Annotated in this window: 20 protein-coding genes; 12 read left to right on the top strand and 8 right to left on the bottom strand. The window is 43.5% G+C overall.

All coding sequences use genetic code 11. The annotated features are described in order from the left end of the window. Both L1070_RS19150 and L1070_RS19145 read left to right on the top strand, forming a co-directional pair. The coding region (locus L1070_RS19150; protein ID WP_343221780.1) for a FimV/HubP family polar landmark protein at nucleotides 1-1,356 on the top strand (1,356 nt) is incomplete at its 5' end. Between the two features lie 249 nt (nucleotides 1,357-1,605). Then, nucleotides 1,606-1,782, top strand: coding sequence for a hypothetical protein (locus L1070_RS19145; protein WP_237126758.1), 177 nt, complete (start codon nucleotides 1,606-1,608; stop codon nucleotides 1,780-1,782). 74 nt (nucleotides 1,783-1,856) lie between these two features. Here the strand turns inward: L1070_RS19145 and L1070_RS19140 are convergent, their stop codons facing one another. Together L1070_RS19140 and L1070_RS19135 are read right to left on the bottom strand one after the other, a co-directional pair. Beyond that, nucleotides 1,857-2,066, bottom strand: coding sequence for a helix-turn-helix transcriptional regulator (locus L1070_RS19140; protein WP_070986686.1), 210 nt, complete (start codon nucleotides 2,064-2,066; stop codon nucleotides 1,857-1,859). A gap of 1 nt (nucleotide 2,067) precedes the next feature. Then, a complete protein-coding gene (locus L1070_RS19135) occupies nucleotides 2,068-2,571 on the bottom strand; it encodes a hypothetical protein (RefSeq protein WP_070986687.1) in 504 nt (167 codons plus the stop codon). A gap of 156 nt (nucleotides 2,572-2,727) precedes the next feature. Between L1070_RS19135 and L1070_RS19130 the strand changes: the two genes are divergently transcribed. Next, a complete protein-coding gene (locus L1070_RS19130) occupies nucleotides 2,728-4,791 on the top strand; it encodes a S9 family peptidase (protein ID WP_237126757.1) in 2,064 nt (687 codons plus the stop codon). Nucleotides 4,792-4,866: 75 nt separating this feature from the next. Here L1070_RS19130 and L1070_RS19125 read toward each other — a convergent pair whose 3' ends face one another. Both L1070_RS19125 and L1070_RS19120 read right to left on the bottom strand, forming a co-directional pair. Next, complete coding sequence (locus tag L1070_RS19125) at nucleotides 4,867-6,090, bottom strand: serine hydrolase (protein ID WP_237126756.1); 1,224 nt, start codon at nucleotides 6,088-6,090, stop codon at nucleotides 4,867-4,869. A gap of 18 nt (nucleotides 6,091-6,108) precedes the next feature. Further along, on the bottom strand, nucleotides 6,109-6,969 hold the full coding sequence (locus L1070_RS19120; protein WP_237126755.1) for an alpha/beta hydrolase-fold protein: 861 nt from the start codon (nucleotides 6,967-6,969) through the stop codon (nucleotides 6,109-6,111). Nucleotides 6,970-7,201: 232 nt separating this feature from the next. Between L1070_RS19120 and L1070_RS19115 the strand changes: the two genes are divergently transcribed. Then, a complete protein-coding gene (locus L1070_RS19115; RefSeq protein ID WP_237126754.1) occupies nucleotides 7,202-9,352 on the top strand; it encodes a winged helix-turn-helix domain-containing protein in 2,151 nt (716 codons plus the stop codon). A 57-nt stretch (nucleotides 9,353-9,409) separates the two neighbouring features. Here the strand turns inward: L1070_RS19115 and L1070_RS19110 are convergent, their stop codons facing one another. From L1070_RS19110 to L1070_RS19100, 3 genes are all read right to left on the bottom strand, one after another. Further along, nucleotides 9,410-11,149, bottom strand: coding sequence for a HEAT repeat domain-containing protein (locus tag L1070_RS19110; RefSeq protein ID WP_237126753.1), 1,740 nt, complete (start codon nucleotides 11,147-11,149; stop codon nucleotides 9,410-9,412). A gap of 8 nt (nucleotides 11,150-11,157) precedes the next feature. After that, nucleotides 11,158-13,089 (bottom strand): hypothetical protein, encoded by a 1,932-nt coding sequence (locus L1070_RS19105; protein ID WP_237126752.1) that lies wholly within the window; start codon nucleotides 13,087-13,089, stop codon nucleotides 11,158-11,160. Nucleotides 13,090-13,468: 379 nt separating this feature from the next. Further along, nucleotides 13,469-14,425 (bottom strand): LysR family transcriptional regulator, encoded by a 957-nt coding sequence (locus L1070_RS19100; protein ID WP_237126751.1) that lies wholly within the window; start codon nucleotides 14,423-14,425, stop codon nucleotides 13,469-13,471. Nucleotides 14,426-14,550: 125 nt separating this feature from the next. Between L1070_RS19100 and L1070_RS19095 the strand changes: the two genes are divergently transcribed. The 5 genes from L1070_RS19095 (at nucleotide 14,551) to L1070_RS19075 (ending at nucleotide 17,747) form a co-directional block, all read left to right on the top strand. Then, nucleotides 14,551-15,798, top strand: coding sequence for an MFS transporter (locus L1070_RS19095; RefSeq protein WP_237126750.1), 1,248 nt, complete (start codon nucleotides 14,551-14,553; stop codon nucleotides 15,796-15,798). A gap of 43 nt (nucleotides 15,799-15,841) precedes the next feature. Next, nucleotides 15,842-16,387 (top strand): carboxymuconolactone decarboxylase family protein, encoded by a 546-nt coding sequence (locus L1070_RS19090; RefSeq protein WP_237126749.1) that lies wholly within the window; start codon nucleotides 15,842-15,844, stop codon nucleotides 16,385-16,387. 16 nt (nucleotides 16,388-16,403) lie between these two features. Beyond that, nucleotides 16,404-16,799 carry a hypothetical protein gene (locus tag L1070_RS19085; RefSeq protein ID WP_237126748.1) on the top strand — a complete coding sequence of 132 codons (396 nt, stop codon included), beginning with the start codon at nucleotides 16,404-16,406 and terminating at the stop codon, nucleotides 16,797-16,799. Between the two features lie 58 nt (nucleotides 16,800-16,857). After that, a complete protein-coding gene (locus L1070_RS19080; protein WP_237126747.1) occupies nucleotides 16,858-17,427 on the top strand; it encodes an SCO family protein in 570 nt (189 codons plus the stop codon). A 92-nt stretch (nucleotides 17,428-17,519) separates the two neighbouring features. After that, complete coding sequence (locus tag L1070_RS19075; protein WP_237126746.1) at nucleotides 17,520-17,747, top strand: helix-turn-helix transcriptional regulator; 228 nt, start codon at nucleotides 17,520-17,522, stop codon at nucleotides 17,745-17,747. Nucleotides 17,748-17,839: 92 nt separating this feature from the next. On the opposite strand, the gene L1070_RS19070 is transcribed toward L1070_RS19075, so the two are convergent. Next, entirely contained in the window at nucleotides 17,840-20,086 is a 2,247-nt protein-coding gene (locus L1070_RS19070) for a M14 family zinc carboxypeptidase (RefSeq protein ID WP_237126745.1), read from the bottom strand. Nucleotides 20,087-20,526: 440 nt separating this feature from the next. Here L1070_RS19070 and L1070_RS19065 point away from each other — a divergent pair, with 440 nt between their 5' ends. The 3 genes from L1070_RS19065 to L1070_RS19055 all read left to right on the top strand — a co-directional run bounded on the left by L1070_RS19065 (nucleotide 20,527) and on the right by L1070_RS19055 (nucleotide 22,231). Further along, entirely contained in the window at nucleotides 20,527-20,841 is a 315-nt protein-coding gene (locus L1070_RS19065; protein WP_237126744.1) for an SMR family transporter, read from the top strand. A gap of 20 nt (nucleotides 20,842-20,861) precedes the next feature. Beyond that, the gene (locus tag L1070_RS19060) at nucleotides 20,862-21,254 is read left to right on the top strand and encodes an ACT domain-containing protein (protein ID WP_237126743.1); all 393 of its coding nucleotides are present in this window, start codon (nucleotides 20,862-20,864) and stop codon (nucleotides 21,252-21,254) included. Between the two features lie 143 nt (nucleotides 21,255-21,397). After that, nucleotides 21,398-22,231 (top strand): DUF6279 family lipoprotein, encoded by an 834-nt coding sequence (locus L1070_RS19055; RefSeq protein ID WP_237126742.1) that lies wholly within the window; start codon nucleotides 21,398-21,400, stop codon nucleotides 22,229-22,231. Nucleotides 22,232-22,403: the final 172 nt, after the last annotated feature.

Here is a 22,403-nt window from a genome sequence, read left to right as displayed (position 1 = left end):
GAGTTTGACGAGCAAGCCGCACAGGAGTCGATGACCGATGAACCAGAAGAGTCAGACGTTGTAACCGATGAGCTAGATAGCGACGATGACGAACTAGATTTAGAATCGCTGGGCGAGTTTGACGAGCAAGCCGCACAGGAGTCGATGACCGATGAACCAGAAGAGTCAGACGTTGTAACGGATGAGCTAGATAGCGATGATGACGAACTAGATATAGAATCGCTGGGCGAGTTTGACGAGCAGGCTGCACAAGAATCAATGGCCGATGAGCCAGAAGAGTCAGGCGTTGTAACGGATGAGCTAGATAGCGACGATGACGAACTAGATTTAGAATCGCTGGGCGAGTTTGACGAGCAAGCCGCACAGGAGTCGATGACCGATGAACCAGAAGAATCAGACGTTGTAACGGATGAGCTAGATAGCGATGATGACGAACTAGATTTAGAATCGCTTGGCGAGTTTGACGAGCAAGCCGCACAGGAGTCAATTGCCGATGAGCCAGAAGAGTCAGACGTTGTAACGGATGAGCTAGATAGCGATGATGACGAACTAGATTTAGAATCGCTTGGCGAGTTTGACGAGCAAGCCGCACAGGAGTCAATTGCCGATGAGCCAGAAGAATCAGACGTTGTAACGGATGAGCTAGATAGCGATGATGACGAACAGGACATAGAGTCGCTGAGCGAATTTGACGAGCAAGCGTCAATCACCGACGAACCAAAAGAGTCAGATGTATCAGAAGATGATTTTGACATGGATGATGTAGAGTCGCTACCTGAGTTTGAACTAGAGTCAGATGATGACACTGCTGGCTCGGAACAGGCGGTCGATGATATTGAGCTTGATGAAGCTGCAATAGAAGATGAATTTATGTCTGATCTAACCCAGTCAGATTTTGATTCATTGCTAAACGAGCTGGCAGAGCCTGAGCCCATTGAAAAAGTTGATTTAGATGATGTTGACGTCGATTTTGAATCACTCTTGCAAGATGAAGAGAGTATTTCAGATATTGAAGGTGATGAACAACAAGGTGATCTTGAAGATGAACAATTTGTTGATATAGACGAATTGCTTGCGCAAAGTGATGACTTTGAGTTAGAAGATGAGCCATATGCAGATCCTGATATGGATGTAGGGCTATCTGAGTTCGATGATTTGCTGGCAGGTGATAACGCAACCGATGTTGACCTTGAAGAAGAAGGGTATTCTGCGAAACTTGACTTAGCTAGAGCTTACATTGAAATAGAAGACTATGACTCAGCAAATAAAGTGATTGATGACGTTATAAGCACGGGCCCACAAAGCGTGCAAGAAGAAGCTAGCGCTTTACAAAGTAAGATAAAAGGTAATAGTTAGAACATCTGGATATCTCATCAAGGACTGTGTCATTTCTGTGGTTAAGCAGTAATGACACAGAACCCTTCATTGTGACCTCTATTAGCAATACCATCGAGCCATCAGAAAAATCAAATATTCTGACACGCAAATGATCCCGTCCACTGTAGTTAAAGTGGGTCTAAGCTGAAAACTAATACTAGTCAACGGGCTAAAGGTTTGGTACTAATAAAGGAACTTTTAAATCAAGAACGACAATAGAGGGCCTTGATGAACACGTTATACCGCATTCTCATCAGTTTGCTGTTACTCATTGCTGCAATTGCGGCATACAGTTATGGCAGCACTACAGGTATTTTTCTATTTATCATTTTGGGGGCTGCTTTTGAAATGGCATTTTGGTTTAAGCTATTCCCACTTAAAAAAAGCGGTAAAACCAATCGCTAAACCACCAGCGCAGCTTGCTCACAGGTTTACTATGACTATCACAGCAAACCTGTAATGCTATCTTACTCGCTAGGCTATCCGTCGGCTTTATAGGCGAGAATATCACCAGGCTGGCAGTCTAAATACTGGCAAATTTGCGCCAAGGTCTCGAATCTTACGCCTTTTACCTTACCGCGTTTGAGCAGTGACAGGTTGGCTTCAGTGATGCCAATGGCTTTGGCTAACTCTTTTGAACTGACCTTACGCATCGCCATGACTACGTCTAGATTTACGACTATTTCCATATCAGACAAACTCTTTGTTTTCATCTTCGATGGCTTTGGCCGCCTTGAGTAAATAGGCAACGACACCCATCAAAATTAATGTGGTTAGGTAGCCAAATTCAAATTGTATGATCAGCAGGTTGCTATCAAATAGGGCATCGTGCCATTTTGCGACAACAAAGCCCAACAGCATTTTATATAGTAAACCTGCCACCTTAGTCCAAATAAAGGCCACATAGTAACGTAGCGCTAAAGGGCTGAAAAACTCACCTTGTTGAAATTGCCCAAGCAAAGCCAAGATCCAGTAGACGCTTAGGATCATCAGCATGAGGATCGGGGCGAGTAACAAAGCGACAAGGCTGTTATTGGCTTGGTCTGATTCCCAAAGCTCATGAAGCATATGATTCTCAAAGTACACAATTGTGTTTGCAACCCACTGTTGATAAAGCAAGTAGGAGATCACAACAACTGCAATAAGCACCACTGTCCAGCGCATGACGCCACTGATTTTCTGTATTTTATCCATTATTGATTTGCTCTTATTGTTCCTATGTTATAGCGGTTATTTTGCCTTAATTATTATAAATCACAAAGTAATGATTGCAAAAAAACAATAAATTATCGTTTTACAATAATAAAATTGTGTGTAATGATGATTTCAAATTTAAGGAGGAGTAATTCTATGACAACACAATTGACCACTTTTAAAAGAACCCTACTTGGTACCGCTATGGCTGTGGCCGTATGTTTAACTGGATGTCAGGGAGCCGCAGTGCTAACAAATGCCAAGACTGCATCTGTCGAGCAGCAAAGCGCATTGATCCAGATGGAAGATCTATTTGATAAAGCGCAAATTAGTCGCGTAAAACTGTCTAAAGACGGTCGCTTTTTGGTGTTTTTGAAAACCCTAAATGGCGCAAATAACCTGTTTATTGTTCCCAAGGGTGGCAAGGCTTCTGAAGCGGTTGCACTCACACAGCTTAAAGACCCAGTAGATAGCTATGCTTGGTCATCAAGAGAAGGGGAGCTTTTCTTTTTCAAGGATCACCAAGGAGATGAAAATACTCAGCTTTTCTCGTTGAAGTTTGATGTTAATGACCTACAAAAAGCACCGAAAATAACAAAACTGACAACCAACCCTAACGCACAGTTTGAGTTCATCCAGCAACTGAGTGAGCAGCCACAAACATTAGTGGTTAAGGCAAACCACAGTGACATCGGCAGATTGGATGTGTATCACCTTAACGCAGATACCCTTAAGTTGAAGTCAGTTCACACTAATACGCTGTTTTTTGCTGACGAGTATATAAATGAGCAAGGTGAGGTGGTACTTGGCTTAGTTAAAAATAAAGACAATACTCGCACCTTGTATCGCAAGAATAATGGCCAATGGCATGAGGTTCTGACCACATTACAGGGTGAAGATATTGATTTTTATCATTTTAATAAAGAAACAAATACGGCGTTGGTGAGTGCAAATATTGAAGGACGTGATAAAGAGCAGTTACTGTCACTGAACTTAAGCAATGGTGATATTCAGCCAATTCATCAAGACCCAAAAAATGAGTCTGATTTAGAGAAGGTCATTCTCGATGATAACGGGGCACCATATTTGGTGACTTACTATGGCGACCGACTTCGTAACTACCCTCTACAGGACGAGGCTAAACAGCAACTGGCAGTGATAGAGTCACAGTTTAGCGACGAAGACGTCGACATTTTAATCAATAAAATTGATCACGAAAAAGGTCATTGGGACATCAGTATCACTTCTTCGGTACAGCCGAGAAGACGTTTTGTTTATGAAGCACACACGCAAAAGCTGGTAGACTTATTGAATAAGGCACCAAAAATAGCGCCAGAGCTACTGTCACCTAAAAAGACCATTTATTACACAGCCCGAGATGGGGAGAAAATCCAAGCGTATCTCACATTACCAAAGCAGAATGCACAAAACCTACCAACCATTGTTTTACCACATGGCGGGCCTTGGGCACGTGATCATTGGGCGTATGACAGCGATTACTTCAACCCAATCGCACACTATTTTGCGAATCGTGGCTATGCGGTGTTGCAGGCAAACTACCGTGGTTCAACCGGTTTTGGTAAGCGCTTTACCTTGCTCGGAGAGCGCAATTGGGGCACAGGCCACATGCAGCACGATTTAACTGATGGCGTGAAATATCTTGTTGAACAAGGTATTGCGGATAAAAACCGAGTTGGCATCCTAGGTGCTTCTTATGGCGGATATGCAGCCCTATCAGGTGCGGCTTTTACACCTGATGTTTATAAAGCAGTGATCTCTTATGTTGGCCCATCTAGCTTAATTACGCTGGTAGAATCTTTTCCAGAGCGATTTCGTCCATACCTAGGTGATTGGTTTAAAGCGGTTGGTGACCCATTAATTGAGGCTGACCGCCAAGATATGGCATCACGTTCTCCAATTAACTTTGTTGATGACATTAAAGCACCATTGATGTTGCTACAAGGCGCAAACGACCCAAGAGTAACTAAGGCTGAATCTGATAATATCGCACGAGCGTTATACCAAGCGGGTTCACCAGTGAAATATTATCTCGCCAAGGATGAGGGGCATGGTTTTTTAAAGCGTGAAAACAAACTCGCATCAATCCGCGCAATGGAAGAGTTCTTTGCTCAGCACCTAGGAGGACGTATGAGCAATAATGTGAGTGCGAAAACAGCGGAGCAATTGGCAAAGCTTGAAGTGGATATTAGCAAGCTATAAGCTAACGCGCTTGCGACTGACTGATATGTTTTAGGTTGGATAGGGCAAATTTGGCCTATCCAACCTCCCATCCAATTAGATAAATGCAGGTAAGATCCTTTGTGCGGTTAACTCCATAATACGTTCCTCACGAGTGCTCGCGGTAAAAACAATGATCAGGTCTAGTTCATCAACAAGGATAATGTACTGACCGCCACCACCTTGCGCAGACGTAGTGGCATAGCGCTTATTTCCGACCTGCATATCAGCTTGCCAAAAATAATAGCCATAACCTGGGTTTATAATGTGTTTTCCTGTGAAGAAGATATCGTCTTGTCCCAGTGTGGTATGATTTTGCGTGGCCTTGCTCATAAATTCTTTTGAGATCAGTTGCTCACCCTGCCATTTTCCCTTGTTTTTAACCAGTTGGCCCCATTTGAGCATGTTACGAGAGGTCATCTGTGAGTGGTAAGGCGCCATGGGCAACCCACTCACGTCATCCGCCCAGTGGTATGCTTTTATACCTAGTTTATCAAGTAGCTCCTTTTTAATGAAAGCTTTTGCACCACCTGGCACGACTGCATCCAGTACTTGCATCACTAATTTAGGGTCGAGGTTCTGATAGTTAAAGCTCTGTGATTGCGCTGAAATAGTAGGGCTGTGCTGTAAATAGGTTTGCACTTGAGCTTGGCCTTTCATTTGTTCGCTTTGTTTGGCAAGTTCGTCTTGCTGCGCGCGTGTAAGGCGAATACCTGAACGCATATTTAGCGCTTTATGTAAGGTGATTTTGTCAGCACCTTTTACCATCTTGCTGGTGTCGAGTTGCTGCAAAAAATGAATGATGGGCTTGTTTAAGTCAGCCATAGAAAGATAACCCAACTCAATAGCGCGACCGAGGGCCATACTTACATAAGATTTGGTGGCTGATGCCTGTGGGTGAGGCAAGTCAACTCTGCCTCGTAAGTAATAAGACTCAAATATTAATTTATCTTTGTGGGCAATGAGTAAACTGTCAATATCGCTGTGCTTTTGATTTGCTATCTCTTTTGCCAGCGTAATTATGTGTGCTTTATCACCACCATCAATGCCAAGCTGGCCCACTTTTATACCATCTTTTCTTTTGCTAGGTGTACTTTCAAGGTAGGCCTTTTCGAGGTTTGGGAAGTCCCAAAATGACAGCGTTTTTTGTGTGTCCAATATCACTGGCGCAGGTGTTGTTGTTTTAGCACATGGTTTTGTATCTATGGTGTTGGCGTAAAGCGTTGTACTCATTGTAGATAGTACTGACATCGCCAATAGGTGTTTAACAAACATATTCATAACAAGTCCTTAGCAGAATTATTGGTGTGTGGTGTTTTTTAGGCCAGCCAACCAAGTCAGGCTTTGCACTAAAGTTGCTGGAAAAGCACTTTGATGATCCCCTGTCACCTTAACGTTGGTGACGTTGACGTTTGCACTGTGTTTTTTGTTTAGCGTCGCCACAAAATCATTAATTACCTTAGTGCGGTCTTGTTCCAGCGTACCGTGGGCGATAAATACATTGATATTTGTGTCGAGTTGCTTGGCTTTTATGTTTTGATGTGAATCTTCAAGTTTGGCTAAGTTGTTTCTGAGTGATGGGCTACCCAGAATATAGTTTTGAAATGTGTTCGGTTGTGCCATTAAGGCATAAGCACCGAACAAGCCGCCCAGTGAATAGCCAAAGTAGGTGCGCTTAGTGGGGTCGCCTCGATAATGATCTTCGACATATTTGATCACATCATTGCGAATAAACGCTAAGTGCTTATCTGCCTGACCAAGCTTATATTTAGCTTGATTGGCTGCATTTGTTGATGTTCTGATGGTGTAATCACGATACCGACTGGCATACTCTCCTTCATCCAGTAATAACGGATTGTGGTTATCTGTTTGCCATGATATGCCGACTAGAATGGCATCGGTTATCAAAAATTCACTAATGCCCGAGAGGCTTTCAATGTGCCACACGGCATCGGTGTAGTAGATCACGGGATAGGTTAAGTGTTTATTTTTTTTATAGCCTTCGGGTAATTTGATCAGTAGTTCATACTGATAGCCCATGCGGCTGTCTTTGAGATCAATGATGTGTGTTCTGGGCATTACATATTGGTTTTGCTCATTGGCGTTTGTCATCAAAATGGGTTGCAGTAGAAAAATAACGAATAAAATGGCTCTAGACATATCAGAAGTCCTTGTGCTTAGGTGTTGAATAACCCAAGCATCACGCAACAGCGACTAAATAACTTGATGTTAAGGTGATTTTTAACTGACGTCTTAATGATAAAATAAAAAGTAGTTTTATCAGTCTGTTAGGTATATTTAGTTTGACTAATGAACTGGGTTCGATAAGGTGTTCATCTTATTCAAGCTCTTTTTTGAATGCGCATATTCATCAAAATTAAGGTAACAAGCAATGCAGCACTACTGGATTGGTGACTTTTTTATAGATTTATCGAGAAATCAGATCACACAACATAACACCACGCAAATACTGGCACCCAAAGCGCTTGCGGTACTAACATATTTGGCGCAGCGACAGGGGGATGTGATAAGTCAGGATGAATTGCTTGATAACGTGTGGGCAGGGACGGTGGTGTCGCCAAATACCTTACAGCGTAGTATTGCGCAGCTGCGCAAGGCGCTCGGAGATGATGGTAAAACTCAGGTGTTGATAAAAACACATGCCAAAAAAGGGTATAGCTTGGAATGTGAAGTTCGCAGAGAAAAAGCTGCGACAAAGCGTGTCACAGATTCTTCAACAGAACATGCTACCACAGCAAGCATTACACAGCACGACGCCGAGGACCATCAGCCCGTTGCGATGTCAGCTAAAGCCCCCGTAAAGTGGGGAAGTTTAGTGATTACTTTGTGTGTCATGTTCATGGTCGGTTTTCATTACTTTTCAACGTCAAACTCAGTGCGTATATCCGTTAGTCAGATAAGGGCTCTGACCGCCACTGACTATAAAGAAAGTACCGGTATTTATTCACCTGATGGTAAATTCATCGTTTTTAGCCGTTATTCAGATGAGTTATGTATTAACCATATCTGGGCTAAAAATATCGAAACGCAGGAAGAATTCCAACTGACCAAAAATCTTAGAGCCTATGGTCCACATAGCTTTTCTACCGATGGCAGTAAGTTGGCTTTTATTACACAAGACGAATGCGACAAGCCCATCACGCAAAAAATGTGTTATCAATTGGCCAGCTTAGATTTAACTCAAGCGCTAAATGCCCCTCAGTCACCCACGGTATTGATGGAGTGTAAGAACTCCGAGATCCGCAAGCCAATTTGGTTAAATAACAATGATATTGCCTTGTTACAAAAACATACTGATGCTTGGAAGTTGATACGTTATTCCGTGGCACAAGATGAGAGTGCGCCGCTGTACGAGATGCCCGGTGGCAGTATTAGTGACTATGATGTTGCCACCAACAGCAATAAAATTTCGTTGACTGGGTTTCATAATGATGGCCAATACTATATTGAAATGCTCTCACTGCAAGGTGAGGTACTATCTAGTCACCGCATTGAGTATCCAGAAAATATTGCAAAGTATACGCTGATTTATCCAAATTTTTCCCCGCAGGAAGATCAACTGATCTTTAGTACAGGAAGACGACTGTTTACGGTAACACAACAAGGCAAAATTTCAGAGGTTAGCTTGCCGCTTGATCAACCTATCGCTGCACCTGTGGTTCATCCACAAGGGGAGAGAATGTTGGCCATCAAGGGTTATTTCGACAGTGATGTGATAATCGCTACACTTGATGACATTACAAACAGTACAGCCGCGCAGGAACAAAGCAATAAGCAGGGTGTGTATCGCGTACTGCATCGGTCTAGTGTTGCGGATGATAGCGCAACTTTCCAGCCCAGCGGAGAGTTGATAGCCTATGAGTCAGCGCGTTCGGGTGATCTACAAGTTTGGTTAACCGAGGGCCGCAAGACCCGCCAGCTGTCAAACTTTGCAATGGACTCAATGATGGCGGGTATGGTGTGGTCGAGGCAAGGGGATCGATTGCTGGTGAATTTAAATCGCTCACTTACCTTAATTAATTTAGAAGGTGAGGTAACTAGCTTTGTATTAGATCACCCTGTAGAGCGTTTGTTTCAATGGCACAGTGACACCAATATGGTACTGGCTCACGTTAGGATTGCTGGAATCGTCAAGTTGGTACAGATCAACCTGAACTTGGCCAGTATCCAAGTTATTTTAGACACGCAAGCCACTTGGGCAGACAGTAGCGATGATGGGCAAGTTGTATATAAAGACAAAATGGACCGCTTTTGGTTGTCTTCTGCCTTGGAGGATAGACACCTTGAAGCATTGCAAAATCAAGGCAGTGATAAAAACTTTGTCGTGAGAAACAATCACATTTACGGTATTAACGACGCACTCCAACTATGGTCATATGATTTAGACAGCGAAGAATTTACCGTTATTGGTAAGGTACCAAGTAATGTAAGCAACCTGACTGATGTCAATGCAAGCCAAGTGTTGATGGATATTACACTAGTTTCAAGAAAAGCTGTGGTTGAGTTGATTTTAGACGACTGATGTAAGTTACTGAGATCAAGGTGACGAACAACGAAAAAGGGACCCAAGGTCCCTTTTTTAGTTGCCGCCGTGAATGGCTTGCATTAAGGCTCGAAGAACTTCTTGGTCCCGCTCTTTTTTAAGCAAAGGTTTGAGCTTTGACTTTACATCCACATCATCACTTTGCTGTTTTGCCACAGCATTTATTGCACTGAGGCGTAATGATTTGCTCGCTGATTTTTGGGTGTAAGCCATTAGGGTATCTAGCTGTCGGTGACTGAGCTTGTTGTTACCCATCGCCTCAAGAATCGCACTTTTAGCCTTATTGTTTTGCTCTGAACCTAAGTGGGTTTCGAGCATTTTTAGGCTTTGTGGGTTAGGCATTTTGCCGAGCGCTTCAGCTGCACGGCGACGTAGTTCGGCGTTGTCGTCACTCATATACTTATTGATATTATCTTGGTGACGCATATCGCGGCTATTTCCTAATGCATTCAATAAAGTTGCCTGCTTTTGCTGATCGCGCGTTGTGATGAGTTTGTCTGCAAGTGTGTCTGTCACTTTATGCGCAAAATCACTGCCACTTTGATTGTGAGCAATGACCCCCATGACCATCATGGCGCTGCGAGACAGTAGCTGTTCTTCATCACTCAACTCGGTACTGTCGAGCTGCGAAAAAATTTGCTCAGCCAATTTCTCAGAAAGCGGGTTTTGGATGTATTTAAGCGCCATTAAGCTACGAAAACGCTGCTTTGGGGCTATTTCACCATCAAGATACAAGTCAACCAACAACTGGTGTGCGTTAGTTGAATCATTCTGACCTAATTTTAAAAATAAGCGGCTTAGCGCTTTATCATTGAATAGGCCATCACGAATGGCTTGTTGCAATGACAGTAGGTAGGCTTGATTGTCATACAGCAGTTGTTCTAGGGTCTTTTCGTCAAGACTTGCTAAGTCCAAGGCTGTCAGTGTATTGATAAACGTTTGCACATCTTGCAGTGGATTTGGTGCAGGTTTAGGGTATACCACACTGCTTGGCAACATTGGCCATTTCTTTGGATCTAGAGGCAGTGTTAATAGCAAGGCCTCTGAGGGCACAGGCTGTTGACTCGTTTTATACGATACTTGTTGTTGCACGTTGATGCGAATATCGCCCTTTTCACTCTCCACATAGGTTTTGTTTTCGCCCTCAAGCAAAGAGATCCAACAGGCATTTTGCTGAATGTTGAAAGTGTCGGCTTTCACTTCGGGTAGCTTGAAGTTAAACAGGTTGCTACCTTGAGTGGTTTGCAGGTAAACCAACTTTTGACGTATGAGTGACGTGTTATCAACGCGTTCATAGCGTACCTTGTAGCGCCCCATATTGTCATTTTCTTCAACCGTAACTGGAACAGTTAAATCTAGGTGTTTGAGGTGCTCGATATGCATTGCTTGATATAAAGCGATGAGCTTTTGCTCATCTTCACTTTTGAGCTTGGCAGCAAAATGGTATGCCAATATTTGGCCCGACTGAGCGCCAATTTTGACGGCGAATGGCACCTGATAGAACGGCGATTTTGCTGTGTTACTATCAACGCTTAATGTTGCTTTGTGAAGTTGCAGACCTAACCAATACGCTTTCTCTGTGCGCAGTAGAGGTCTGTAAACCAATGCGCCTGAGATGCTTAAGCGGTTGTTACTAGGGCTGTTTAATGTAGTCATTTGTGTACTTGCTGAGGTTGTAAAGTTACCCCAGCTGGTACAGTTATCGTTGGCGCTAGCACTGACACTGCCAAATGGCAGTGTCAGGGCGCTAACCATAAATAAGGTTAAACGCGACATGTTACTCCTTAATTAGCGAAGTTCAGAGTGTCTTGGTAGTTAACTAACTGCCAAGTTTTATCGTATAAAGCGCCTGTGTTGTAAAGCGTTTTAGTGGCTTCTCTGGTTGGGAATGAACAACAGAATTCGTAGCCTGGGTATTTAACCCATAGATAAAACTCACCCTCAATCGCTTTCATGTTGTTGCTAACATCGATGCCATAGATAAACTCTGAGTTTGAGATAACATTGCTGATATCTACATAGGCTTCTGCCGAGAGCGTATCGGAAATAATCAAGAAGTCGACGCCGATACCACCGCTGGCAATTAATAAGTCAATCCCAGCCGTTGCGTATGCTTCAAGGCTTGCTGTTAATACGTCGCCGCCAATACTAAAGCGTTGATCTTCATATTTAAGATCTGTGTTAATACCAACACTGCCTTTTACGCCTGCTGAAACGCTAATTGGCACAATCACAATCGTGAAGGTCGTGGAGAATAGCTTTTGTTCTTCTTCCCAATCAAGGCCATAGCTTTTATTTAGCGCTTCGAGTGTGTGCGACTCATCAATAAGAGAGTTACCTATCAAGCTCACATTCACACCATACTTGATAGTGCCAGCGCCACCATCTGCATTACCATAAGCTCCTACGCTAAACAGGCTCTTACTTTGATTAAACATGTATAACGAAAAAGCACCGCTGGCGGCTGCTGAAGCTCGACCACCGTTGACATTGGCATAGGCTAAAGACGACATAAATAAAGGAACTACAGCGACTTTTGACTTATCGCCATACACATTAACAAACATGTCCATGATAAATAGCGAGTCTTGCCCTTTTATAACAACCGCAGATGTATCGACGTTATCGTTGATGGCTCTTGCAGCATACGGATAAGGCATTGCATTGGACTGAGCTGCTACTTGGTTGAGTTCATCAGCCATAGGATGATCGTCAGGCACTTCATTTTTATACAGCGAGTATGGCACCTCAATAGTCAGCGTATTGTTAGCTGTGTTGCTTTCATCATACTCAGAGGTGTCTTCAAGCGTCATGGTTAGCTCAAAGCTATTGCTATCAGCGTTTTCATCATATGCTTGTTGTAACTTACCAAGTAACACACCATTGATGGCAATGTCATACGGGAAATAATGGCTTTGCTCGTGATCTTTAAACTCAATATGCATCTTATCATCATAGTGATTTAGACCTTCTTGCCAAAAGTGAACAGGCAAGGTTTCGCCGTTGATGGTAATGGTCGCTGATACATTTGCGCTGTTTACACCTGAGCCAAACTTACTGGCATCAAAGTGGCCGATTAAGTCCGCTTCTTTATGTTCTGGCGCATTATCAGATGTGGTTTCACGCAAACCAATGTAAGGGAAAAGAGCATAGCCATCACCTACAACCAGCTTGTCCATCACAAAATCGTGATACTTAGACGAGTCTACCGTAACTTGTGCGTAGGTGGTGAAGTCACCGCTTTCGTGTCCGCGTGAGGCATTGTCTTCTAGATCTTGTTCATTTTCGATGCTGCGTGCACTATCAACATAGCCTGCTACCAGGTATTCACCGCTTGGCATTTCTTGGTTTGGTAGCATCAGCTGGGCAGTAAAGCTTTGCTCTCCGGGCGTTAGCTGCGCGATGTAATGCACACCTAAGTTATAACCTTCTGGATTGTCGTGCGTTTTTAGCTGCTCTACTTTGTCTTTTGGAATAGCCATAAAGGTCACACCAACGTGCTCAGTTTCAAGCAATGTCGTATTAATTGTGAAATCTAGGCTGATAGGTTGACCTGGTTGGAAAAGCCCTTGTTCGGGATTTTTAATTTCCACTAAAGCAACGTTTTCAACATCAGTAGTGATTTGGTCATCTACAGTAACTTTTAGAGCGTTGTCGTCGCTCGAACAGGCCGCTAAAAAGAGTGGTAGCACTAAGGCTAGATATTTTGTGCGCATATTTTCTTATTTCCATTATAAAAAACAGTGCTTTTGTAGCAATTAAAAATGGAGGGAATATGGAGGAGTATTCTGTTCAGACCAGTTTTTAGTGATTAATTATTCTTTGTTATTCAGTCACTAGAGGGCCTCATCGATGATGATGAATTGAAAAGGCCGAGTACGTTTTTTGTAAGTTTTAATACAATCCGCCCGATTTGCAGGTGTGAAATGCATTGTGTTGCTGTGGGTATTTCCTATTGCTGATATAGCGTCTCATTCACAGTGTTTGATTACACGCTGAGCTTGAATATATGGGCTCTGTTGATGGTGCTCTGCGCTATCACCGCGCATAAGCAATTAGTCATCAGTGGTGCAAAGGCAAACCAAGCTTGTAACGTTAAAACTTAACTATGTTCTCATAGTGCTGCGCCCATGTTTGCTGTGTGCTTTCTCCTTGTTGCTCAAGCGTTGTTATCAAAAAATCTAGAAATACTCTGACCTTAGCAGGCAAATATTCGCGTTTTGGGTAAATTGCAAATACACCACTGTCGATTTGTGGTGGCCGAATATGAGGATACAAAGACAGCAAAGCGCCATTTTCAAGATGTTGTTTGGCTAAAAAGTGCGGTAGTTGCGCAATGCCCATAGCGCTTACGCACATATTTGCCATGGACTCACCATCATCGGTTATGTGGGTTCGGTTGAGCTCGCATAACTCAAACTCGCCGTGCTCATTGGGTAGGTAAATAGGTTGTAGTTGGTGTGTCTCCTTGATGCGAAAGCCAATCCACCTATGATGTTCGAAGTCTTGGTATGTTCTTGGCGTACCGTGCTCTTTTAAATATAAAGGAGATGAACAGGTAAGAAAGTCCATAGGGCTTAGTTTGCGGGCAATCAGGCGACTGTCTTTTACAAACCCCGTTCTTATCGCTATGTCGATATTGTTGTCGATAATATCAACATGTAGGTCATTAATTTCTAATTCCAATTTGATATCCGGGTAGCGTTTACAAAAAGCAGGTAAAATCTGGCTTAGATACAGATGTCCGTAACAAGCGGCTGAGCTGATCCGTAATGTGCCGCTTGGCGCATCGTTGCTATGGCGCAACTCCTTTTCAACATCTGACAGCTCTTGGACAAGTTTGCGTACGGTGTTTGCATAGTGCAGGCCACTGTCAGTGATGCGCAGTTGTCTTGTTGAGCGCTGAAACAGAGTTAGATTTAACTGTGCCTCTAAGCGAGAAATCGCCTTACTGACTGTGGATGGGTCGGTCTTACAGGCCTTTGCAGCATAGGCAAAGCTGCCACTGTCACAGGTGGCTAAAAACATTTCCAACGCTCTAAGTTTATCCATTCCTTGTATCTCAGTTACCCAGTATCAATGTTGAATATAGCAGTAAGAATTCGTGAATACTATTCATGATTGTTTGGTGAGAACCCCCATTTTTCTCTTTTTTTCAGCAGCATAGAATCTAGCTCATGAACAATAAATCAATTTGTGAGTACATCATGTTAAAACACATTCGACTCGGTAAAGTATCGGCCGATAGCATGTTAGGTTATCTATTTATGGCTTTTGTTGCCATGGTGGGTCTGGCTTATCTTAACTTTTTACCCTCTGTTGTGGATGCGTTGGTAAGTGGTATGGGGTTGAGCGAATCGCAGGCAGGGCAGGTTGTGGCGCTAAATGGATATGGCGCTTTATTGGGCTTAATGGGCGTGACGCTGCTAATCGACCGTTTGCCATGGCGAAGCATGCTCTTTGTGGTGTTGGCGTTATTGTGCGCGGTAGATATTGGTACGGTTTGGCTTAATGATAACTCGCTGATACATAGCTTGCGGTTTATTGGTGGCGTGCTTGGCGGGATGGGCGTTGGTATTGCGTTTACCATCTTAGCTAAGCTGCACAATGGCGATCGTGCTTTTGGTTTACTGTTGTTGATGCAGTTTGGTATTGGCTCCTTGGTGATCTATGTACTTCCTATGTTAAAGGCTTGGGGAGGTGAGCTGGCGGTGTTCTACGTGATGGCAGCACTGTGTGCACTTGGTTTGATGTGTACTTTGTTGCTACCTAACTTTAACGCTCAGCGCGTGCCCGCAAGTACCCATGAATCACATCAGGGTAAAAAGTCACAATCAAGCTCGCAGGCATATCGACTATTGTTTGCTATGAGCACTTATTTAATTGCTGCGAGTGCTATTTGGAGCTACGTGGGTCAAATCGGCCTTAAAGCGGGGTTCGATGAACACACGATCCATACTTCCATCGCGCTGACGGGGTTGTTGGGGCTGGCAGGGGCCATGTTGCCGATCATTGGTATTCACCGAGTGGGGCGTTGCTACTGGTTAATGATCGGGGTTGCGCTATCAATAGGTAGTGCTGTTTTACTGTGCTTTTCACATCAGCTGCTGGCCTATGTTGTCGCCATGTCGTTGCTATTTTTTGCTTGGCCTGCGGTTCATTCCTACTTTCTCTCGTTGATTACGCAACATAACAACCATGTGAAGCTGGCAAGTATAGCTGCATTGGTGTCATACGGTGCGTTGGCAACCGGACCTATGCTGGGGTCTGTGTTACTTAGCAAAGCACACTTTTCTATCATGCTAAGCGGCTGTGTATTGTTGTTTGCCTTGAGCTTTTTATTGCTGATCAAGCCAGTGCTTAGACACAAAACAACCAACAGTAAACCGCTAAACTCGCCATCACATCAACAGACGGTGCGATAGCGTGTAGAAACAACGATACCAATAACTGCTCAAGGAGATGACAATGATCAACTTTATATTGAATAAGACCTTGCGTGCTCACGCTGAACGTTACGATTACGACGTGAGTTATATGCAAGACATTTTAACCAATGACTTATCGGCTTTTACAAGGTTTATGGGGTTTCAGACGATGGCCGCTTACTCAGGTAATTTGCCGGCAGACGCTGTCTTTGCAGCCAGGCTTAGAGCCATCCTTTGGGAGGATTGCGGCCCGTGTACACAATTGGTTGTTAATATGGCCTTAGAAGCGGGTGTGAGTGCTGAGCATATTCAAGCGGTTATCGCCAATGATACAAAACTGTTACCTCAAGAGTTAGCATTGATTGTTGAATTTACAGATAGTGTGTTGGCTCATAACCTCTATGCGGATGAATTAAGAGCAAAGATCCAAGCGATTTGGGGGCAAAAGGGGGTTGTCTCGCTCGCACTTGCTATTAGTTCGATGCGGGTTTATCCCACACTCAAATATACGCTGGGTTATGGCAAAAGTTGCAGCCGCATAACGCTCAATGATATGACCCTGACCCCTAACATCAGCCGTGTTTAGCGGGGGGAGGTTTGACATGTCACAACGGATGAGTGTCACAATCGCATTGCTGTTAGGTGTACTTGCTGTGGCAAACGGAACATTTATGATCTTGGCTCCCGAGCCTTGGTATTGGCTGGTGCCAGGGGTACCTGACAGAGGGCCATTTAATCAACATCTTGTGCGAGACATAGGCATAAATTACTTGCTCATTGGGGTTGCCTTTGTACTTGGTTGCACCTTTGAGAGATTTCGGTTAGCACTTTGGTTCTATCCCGCTGCTTGGTTGTTAGGTCATGGCATTTTTCATATTTGGGAAGTTCTCGTCGGTCTATGTAGCCCCATTTTTCTTGCGATAGATTTTTTAGGGGTGACTTTACCTGCTCTGTTAAGTGTGTATCTAACTTATGTCAGTTATACATTGCATCGTTAGTAGGCGCTTCAAGCTGACAATTTGCGTCATTTGTGTGGCTATCTTGCTTGGAGTGGCGTTGTCTTTTTTTGCCCCCAAGGCTAAGTCGGTAAGTGGTATTGAGTGGCTAGAAAAGCCCAAGCATATAGTGAATTTCAGTCTGCAAACACAAGCAGGAGAATACAACCGGCAATCACTACTTGGTCGATTTACTATTGTGTGGTTTGGCTTTTTACAGTGTGTAGATGTGTGCCCATTGGCTTTAATGCAGGCCTCGGAACTTGCAAAACAGCTTCGGTATTTGGGGACTGGGCCTGTGCCAATATCATTTGTTTTTGTGTCCGTTGATCCAATGAGAGATAGCACAGAGCGCATAACACAGTTTGTAACGTATTTTGATACATCGTTTGTGGGCGCAACGGCAGACAAGCTAGCACTTGAGAGGTTCACTGGTAGTTTAGGGGTACGGTTTCGTGTCTCATCTGAGGAGCAAAACTATAGCGTATCACACAGTGTGATGTTTTCTGTGATAGCGCCAGATGGCACCTTGGTAGGGCGGTTTGCACCTGATTTTGATGCCAAGGTATTAGCGCGTGAGTTACGAATAAAAATGCAAGCGAGTATGTCGCCTCTCCAAGAGAAGCCATAGAGTGTGATTGTTATTTCAACCAACAAATTTAAATCACTCAGCATATTAACCAACGAGTTAACGGGGAGGGTTTGGCTGTGATAAGAGTGGGTATGAGAGATAATAATATTAACAGGCATCAGGCCGCTAACAGATACACAACAGAACTAAGGCTGCGTTTTCGCGATTTGCGTAGGGAAAATGGCTTATCACAAGCCAAGCTCGGTGAACTAATCGGGGTAGATCAAGCCACGATAAGTAATTTTGAAAGCGGAAGAACGGTGATGAGCGTCAAGCAAGCCTATGAAATGGCCTTGATTTTTGATATTGAGTTAGCATAACCGATATAGCAATACATTTACTGAGCATGTTCATTGACATAATAGATGGCAAAGAAAAGGGCCACAAGGGCCCTTGATTCTGGGGAACGATTTTATTCGTTTACGGTAATAAGGAGCGTTTTTACGCTCAAGTAGTACTCATTATCTATTGCTGCGACTTCTACTTTCTGTTCGCCGGCTTGACTAAACTCATATTCAAGTATGGCTTCTCTAGAGCTTAAGTATTCGCCGTTTATTCTCCAAACGAAAAATTCAATCGAGCCATCGGGGTCGTAGCTTTTTGAAGCATCAAAGCGACAACGTAGTTTGTCACACTCGTAGCTTACATTGGTTACGGGCAGAACAGGGCCATCCATTTCGAAGCTTTTCTCAATAATGGTGCGCTGAGCATAGTTGTTCTCGACCTCTAGTTTGGCTGTTTGTGTACCTTTGAGCCCCCAAAACTGTACGCTAGGTCCGTGCAATGGTACTTCGCTCTCATTGATGTACCATTTGTAGGTCAGAGCGTCCCCTTGAATTGGCTCTTTTGTTGCGGTTAGCGCGCAGCCGCCATATACACATTCTGTTATAAAGTTTGCCTCAGGTGCTGAAACAGGGGCTGGAGCGTTATTATCAAGCGTCAGCTGTTGGGTTGCTTTGACGCCCCAATTACCATTTCTATCCTGTGCTTGCACAATAAGGGTGTAAGTGCCGTTTGGCCAATACCGAGTATCTAAAGTGTGACTGATGAACTCCTCGGGCGTATCAAATACGCCATCAACAGGGCTGAGCTTAACTTTTTTGCCAAACTTTTTACCGTTGCGCTCAACTCTCAGGCGTACTTTTTTGATAGCTTGACCTGCTTCGATTGGGCCATTATCAGGTGCCAATAAAAACTCATCGCTGATTTTTGCTTGTAAGGTTAGTTCACTCCCTTGCGGCACAGCCATTGAGCCTGCGCCAGAGATCCTTAAATCTAGCACTTCTGGCCCTTGTGGTGTGATGTAAGGGGTGCCAGCTACTTTGGCTGCATAAAGCAATGCTTGTAAGTTGTTGGGCAAGACTTCCTGTTGATAGTCTTGACAGCTTTCAAAGAAGGTTCGGCCTAGCTCAAATACAAAACTGGGGACGCCCAATTCAGAGTAACCAAGCCCTAGTGACGTACCATCTGCTGGATACAAGTCTACTGCGGGCATTGCACGGTAGCCCGTGAAAGCTGCAAAGCGCTGAGCCAATTGCTTTAACTGCGGCTCATTGGGAGCTGGTTCATAGGTTGTATCAAAGGGATATAAAATCATACCGCCCGCGCTGTGAATATCCAAAAATAGACCCGGTGTATCCAGTGGTGCTGGGTCGGTTGGTAAGTCGCCACGACGGTCTTCAAACAAACTGCGTACATAACGCTCAATAGCCTGAACTTCAGGCTCTGAAGCGGCAACTGGGCCACGGTAAGTTTGGTCACATTGCTCACCACTGGAGCCATTATCAATCGCAAACCATTCGTAGCTAAAGTTACGGTTCAAATCGACACCACGTCTTTGCGGTGTATCTGCGCAATAGTTTTCATTGGTATTCTTACGCCACGACACTCCCGTTTCGGCTTGTTTGCGGCCATCAGGGTTGGCAACAAAGAGAATATGGATGTCACGCTCTTGTAGTATCCATTGTGCGTCGGCGTTACTTTGATAGTTGTCTACCAAATAATTAGCAAATGCTAGGGTCGTGGCCGCTGTTGTGTATTCTCTGGCATGTAATGCGCTTTGCATAAACAAAATAGGTTTAGGCTTTTTGCGTTTTTTGCTGTTATCACCAAGCACAAGCACGTTTAGATCATAGCCACCTAAGCCTTGTTCTTTTTGCCAAGATGGGCCAATTGAGCGCCACGAGGCCAGTTGTGGGTAACGTTTTGCAATATTTTGCGCCTGTTGATAGGTTTCTTCCACAGTGGGGTAACACGCAAACCCAGGGATCCCAGCTGACTCATTTAGATTGCTCAATTTGGTTGAACGCGTCAGTTTGCTGGTGGTTTTTTGTTGTAGCGCTTGCTGTAAATGAGGCTGATTTTTAAGCACTTGTTTGCTTTCTACTTGCACGACTAAGTGCCCACGTTCACGCAGCTTATCGACATCATGTTCGTCTAACAATAGAGTCACAAAGCGGTTTTGTCTGTCTATCAGGGCATCATGATATTCGTGCGCCAGTTGATAGCTGTGTTGCGCACTGTCGGCGAGTATACGATAAGTTTTTAATGAATTTGTTGTACTTGCAACATCGCTAGGAAGCTGAGAATGTGACTGCGTGGTGGCGTAGCTGGTAGAGACAGATAACGCCAACAGCATCATCGCTGAAGTTAGTTTCATGTTATTTCCTTATTACTGGTAGTTATTGTTATTTGGTAATATTTTTACAGCGTAAATGGTCTCCTTATGTTCAATGCGTTTAACCTACCGTAATTTGAAGTTGATTATTTTTCAATCTCATTTTTCACCTAAATTACCTTTTCTTGGAACGGTTTTATGCAAAATTTAGTGCTCAGCCTAGGTATATTCTGCGCTACAGGGAAACGAAGAAATTTATAAAAAACTCATAAAAATTATATGGATATGAAAATAATCATATCCATGCAATATGTTTATCTCATAAATGGGGGTTTTCGATGAGGTACATGGTGGAGGTTTAGATACCAAGCAATATTGACAGCAAACACAAAGCGTTTTAGCCTTAGCACCTCTAACCATGAAGTGAGGACGACCTCACCGCTCTATCTCATTTGGGGACGGCCCCATAGATGGAGTGCAGTATGTCTTGGTTTTATCTTGTTCTGGCTGGTTTGTTTGAAGCTGGCTGGCTTATCTTTTTAGAAAAATCTGCATCATTTTCTAAACCACCGTTTGTGTTTTTAGCATGTGGTTCAATGGCAATTAGCCTTTATTTATTCGCACTATCAGTCAAAGATATAGAAGTTGCAATTGCCTACATGGTATGGCTTGGTGTGGGCGTTTGTAGCCTTATCTTTTTTAATCATGTATTTCTGGGCAGCACGGTGTCACTCATGCAGGGCATTTTTATGCTGTTGTTATTTATTGCAATCATAGGCCTTAAGGTGAGTAGTTAACAGTATTTAGGAGAGTAATTATGAATGGTGAAACTAACTTAGCAATCTTGCTTAAATCAATGCAACCTACCTTGTTAGCTGAGGAGTTTGTATTTATCACTTTGCAGCAAAGCAAGTATGGTGATGCTGCACAGCTAAACCCCATTGCTATGTTCATGGAATCAGAAGGGATGACTTTGGTTATTCCCAAAGCGCGAGCAGATCAGTATCAGCAGGCTTATAGCTCGGTATTCAAATGTATTACGCTCAATGTACATTCGAGCCTCGATGCCGTAGGACTAACAGCGGCATTTGCCACACGATTAACTGAAGAAAAGATTAGCGCCAATGTGATCGCGGGTTTTTATCATGACCATATTTTTGTGCAAGCGCACAAGGCACAGGATGCGCTGGTTGCACTGCGCCAGTGTTAGCTGCGTCTGAACACTAAAGTTATCTCTGTGGAATGCACCAACGAAGTTGTGACACATTTTGTAATACTTTCAGACACTTTTTTAATCCATTTTCTGTGGTTCCGTGTATAGACTAGGGAACAACATGAACAATGGGATAAAAAATGAAAAAAATAATATTAATGCTCACTGTGGTGGTGCTAGCAGGCTGTTCCACCAAATTCGTGTACAGAAACGCCGATTGGCTAACTTACTGGTATTTAGATGACTATATCTCGTTGGACAGTGAACAAGAAGCGCGTTTTGACGAACGTTTGCTTGATTGGCTGCAATGGCATAAGTCGCAAGAGCTTGGTAAATATGTTGCGCAACTGAACGATTTAAAATCTGATATACAAACCGACAATATAACCGAACAAAGTATCGAAGCACACCAAAATAGAATGTTGTCTCACTGGCATAGAATTAGAGATAAGCTAACCCCAGATTTGGCGCAAATGGCACACATGCTTAACCAAGAGCAAGTGGATGAACTTTTCGAAGAGCTGGCGGAATCCCAGTCGAAGAATGCTAAAAAGCGTGAAAAGCGAACTGCAGAGCAGCGTAAGAAGCGCTGGGTCGAGGGAAATAAAGATAATTTAAATCAGTGGTTGGGTAAGCTAACCGATGAGCAAGAGCAGTTAGTGGAAGATTTGTACGGGAAAAAACAAAGCACAGCGGATCTTTGGCATCAATATCGTACGGAATATCATCAACAACTAAAAGCGGTGTTTGAACAACCTGATAGAGGTGAAAATTTCACTAACACCTTGCTGGCACTATTGAACAACCCAGAGCAGTTTAGATCTGAACAACTCAATGCAAGAAATGAGCATAATCAAGCGCTAGACCGCACGTTTCTAGTTAAAATTTATAAAAGTTTAACGGACAAGCAGCGTAAACACTTGCTTAGAGAGCTTGATGATCTGGCAGAAGATTTGAGTTCTTTGCAAAAGTAACGCTGCCACAGTTCATTGGACTGAGTTGTTTGGTAAGCACACAATAACGAGGTATGCGTGCTTACCGTGACTGTAAGTGCTACCAGGTGTATCCATTGAAAACCGAAGAAATCGAAATGGTCAAAATATATTGGAAGGAGCTTAAGTATCGATATGATCATTACTGGAAAAG

It is taken from the genome of Pseudoalteromonas sp. MMG022 (genome assembly GCF_021654245.1).
Taxonomy (GTDB): domain Bacteria; phylum Pseudomonadota; class Gammaproteobacteria; order Enterobacterales; family Alteromonadaceae; genus Pseudoalteromonas; species Pseudoalteromonas amylolytica.
The sequence above is the reverse complement of the archived record's forward strand: the minus strand, read 5'-3'. Positions and strand labels throughout refer to the sequence as shown.

Excerpts from the sequence above, each read along its gene's own strand:
- L1070_RS19145 (WP_237126758.1), top strand. The coding sequence starts at position 1,606 with ATGAACACGTTATACCGCATTCTCATCAGTTTGCTGTTACTCATTGCT.
- L1070_RS19140 (WP_070986686.1), bottom strand. The coding sequence starts at position 2,066 with ATGGAAATAGTCGTAAATCTAGACGTAGTCATGGCGATGCGTAAGGTC.
- L1070_RS19135 (WP_070986687.1), bottom strand. The coding sequence starts at position 2,571 with ATGGATAAAATACAGAAAATCAGTGGCGTCATGCGCTGGACAGTGGTG.
- L1070_RS19130 (WP_237126757.1), top strand. The coding sequence starts at position 2,728 with ATGACAACACAATTGACCACTTTTAAAAGAACCCTACTTGGTACCGCT.
- L1070_RS19125 (WP_237126756.1), bottom strand. The coding sequence starts at position 6,090 with ATGAATATGTTTGTTAAACACCTATTGGCGATGTCAGTACTATCTACA.
- L1070_RS19120 (WP_237126755.1), bottom strand. The coding sequence starts at position 6,969 with ATGTCTAGAGCCATTTTATTCGTTATTTTTCTACTGCAACCCATTTTG.
- L1070_RS19115 (WP_237126754.1), top strand. The coding sequence starts at position 7,202 with ATGCAGCACTACTGGATTGGTGACTTTTTTATAGATTTATCGAGAAAT.
- L1070_RS19110 (WP_237126753.1), bottom strand. The coding sequence starts at position 11,149 with ATGTCGCGTTTAACCTTATTTATGGTTAGCGCCCTGACACTGCCATTT.
- L1070_RS19105 (WP_237126752.1), bottom strand. The coding sequence starts at position 13,089 with ATGCGCACAAAATATCTAGCCTTAGTGCTACCACTCTTTTTAGCGGCC.
- L1070_RS19100 (WP_237126751.1), bottom strand. The coding sequence starts at position 14,425 with ATGGATAAACTTAGAGCGTTGGAAATGTTTTTAGCCACCTGTGACAGT.
- L1070_RS19095 (WP_237126750.1), top strand. The coding sequence starts at position 14,551 with ATGAACAATAAATCAATTTGTGAGTACATCATGTTAAAACACATTCGA.
- L1070_RS19090 (WP_237126749.1), top strand. The coding sequence starts at position 15,842 with ATGATCAACTTTATATTGAATAAGACCTTGCGTGCTCACGCTGAACGT.
- L1070_RS19085 (WP_237126748.1), top strand. The coding sequence starts at position 16,404 with ATGTCACAACGGATGAGTGTCACAATCGCATTGCTGTTAGGTGTACTT.
- L1070_RS19075 (WP_237126746.1), top strand. The coding sequence starts at position 17,520 with ATGAGAGATAATAATATTAACAGGCATCAGGCCGCTAACAGATACACA.
- L1070_RS19070 (WP_237126745.1), bottom strand. The coding sequence starts at position 20,086 with ATGAAACTAACTTCAGCGATGATGCTGTTGGCGTTATCTGTCTCTACC.
- L1070_RS19065 (WP_237126744.1), top strand. The coding sequence starts at position 20,527 with ATGTCTTGGTTTTATCTTGTTCTGGCTGGTTTGTTTGAAGCTGGCTGG.
- L1070_RS19060 (WP_237126743.1), top strand. The coding sequence starts at position 20,862 with ATGAATGGTGAAACTAACTTAGCAATCTTGCTTAAATCAATGCAACCT.
- L1070_RS19055 (WP_237126742.1), top strand. The coding sequence starts at position 21,398 with ATGAAAAAAATAATATTAATGCTCACTGTGGTGGTGCTAGCAGGCTGT.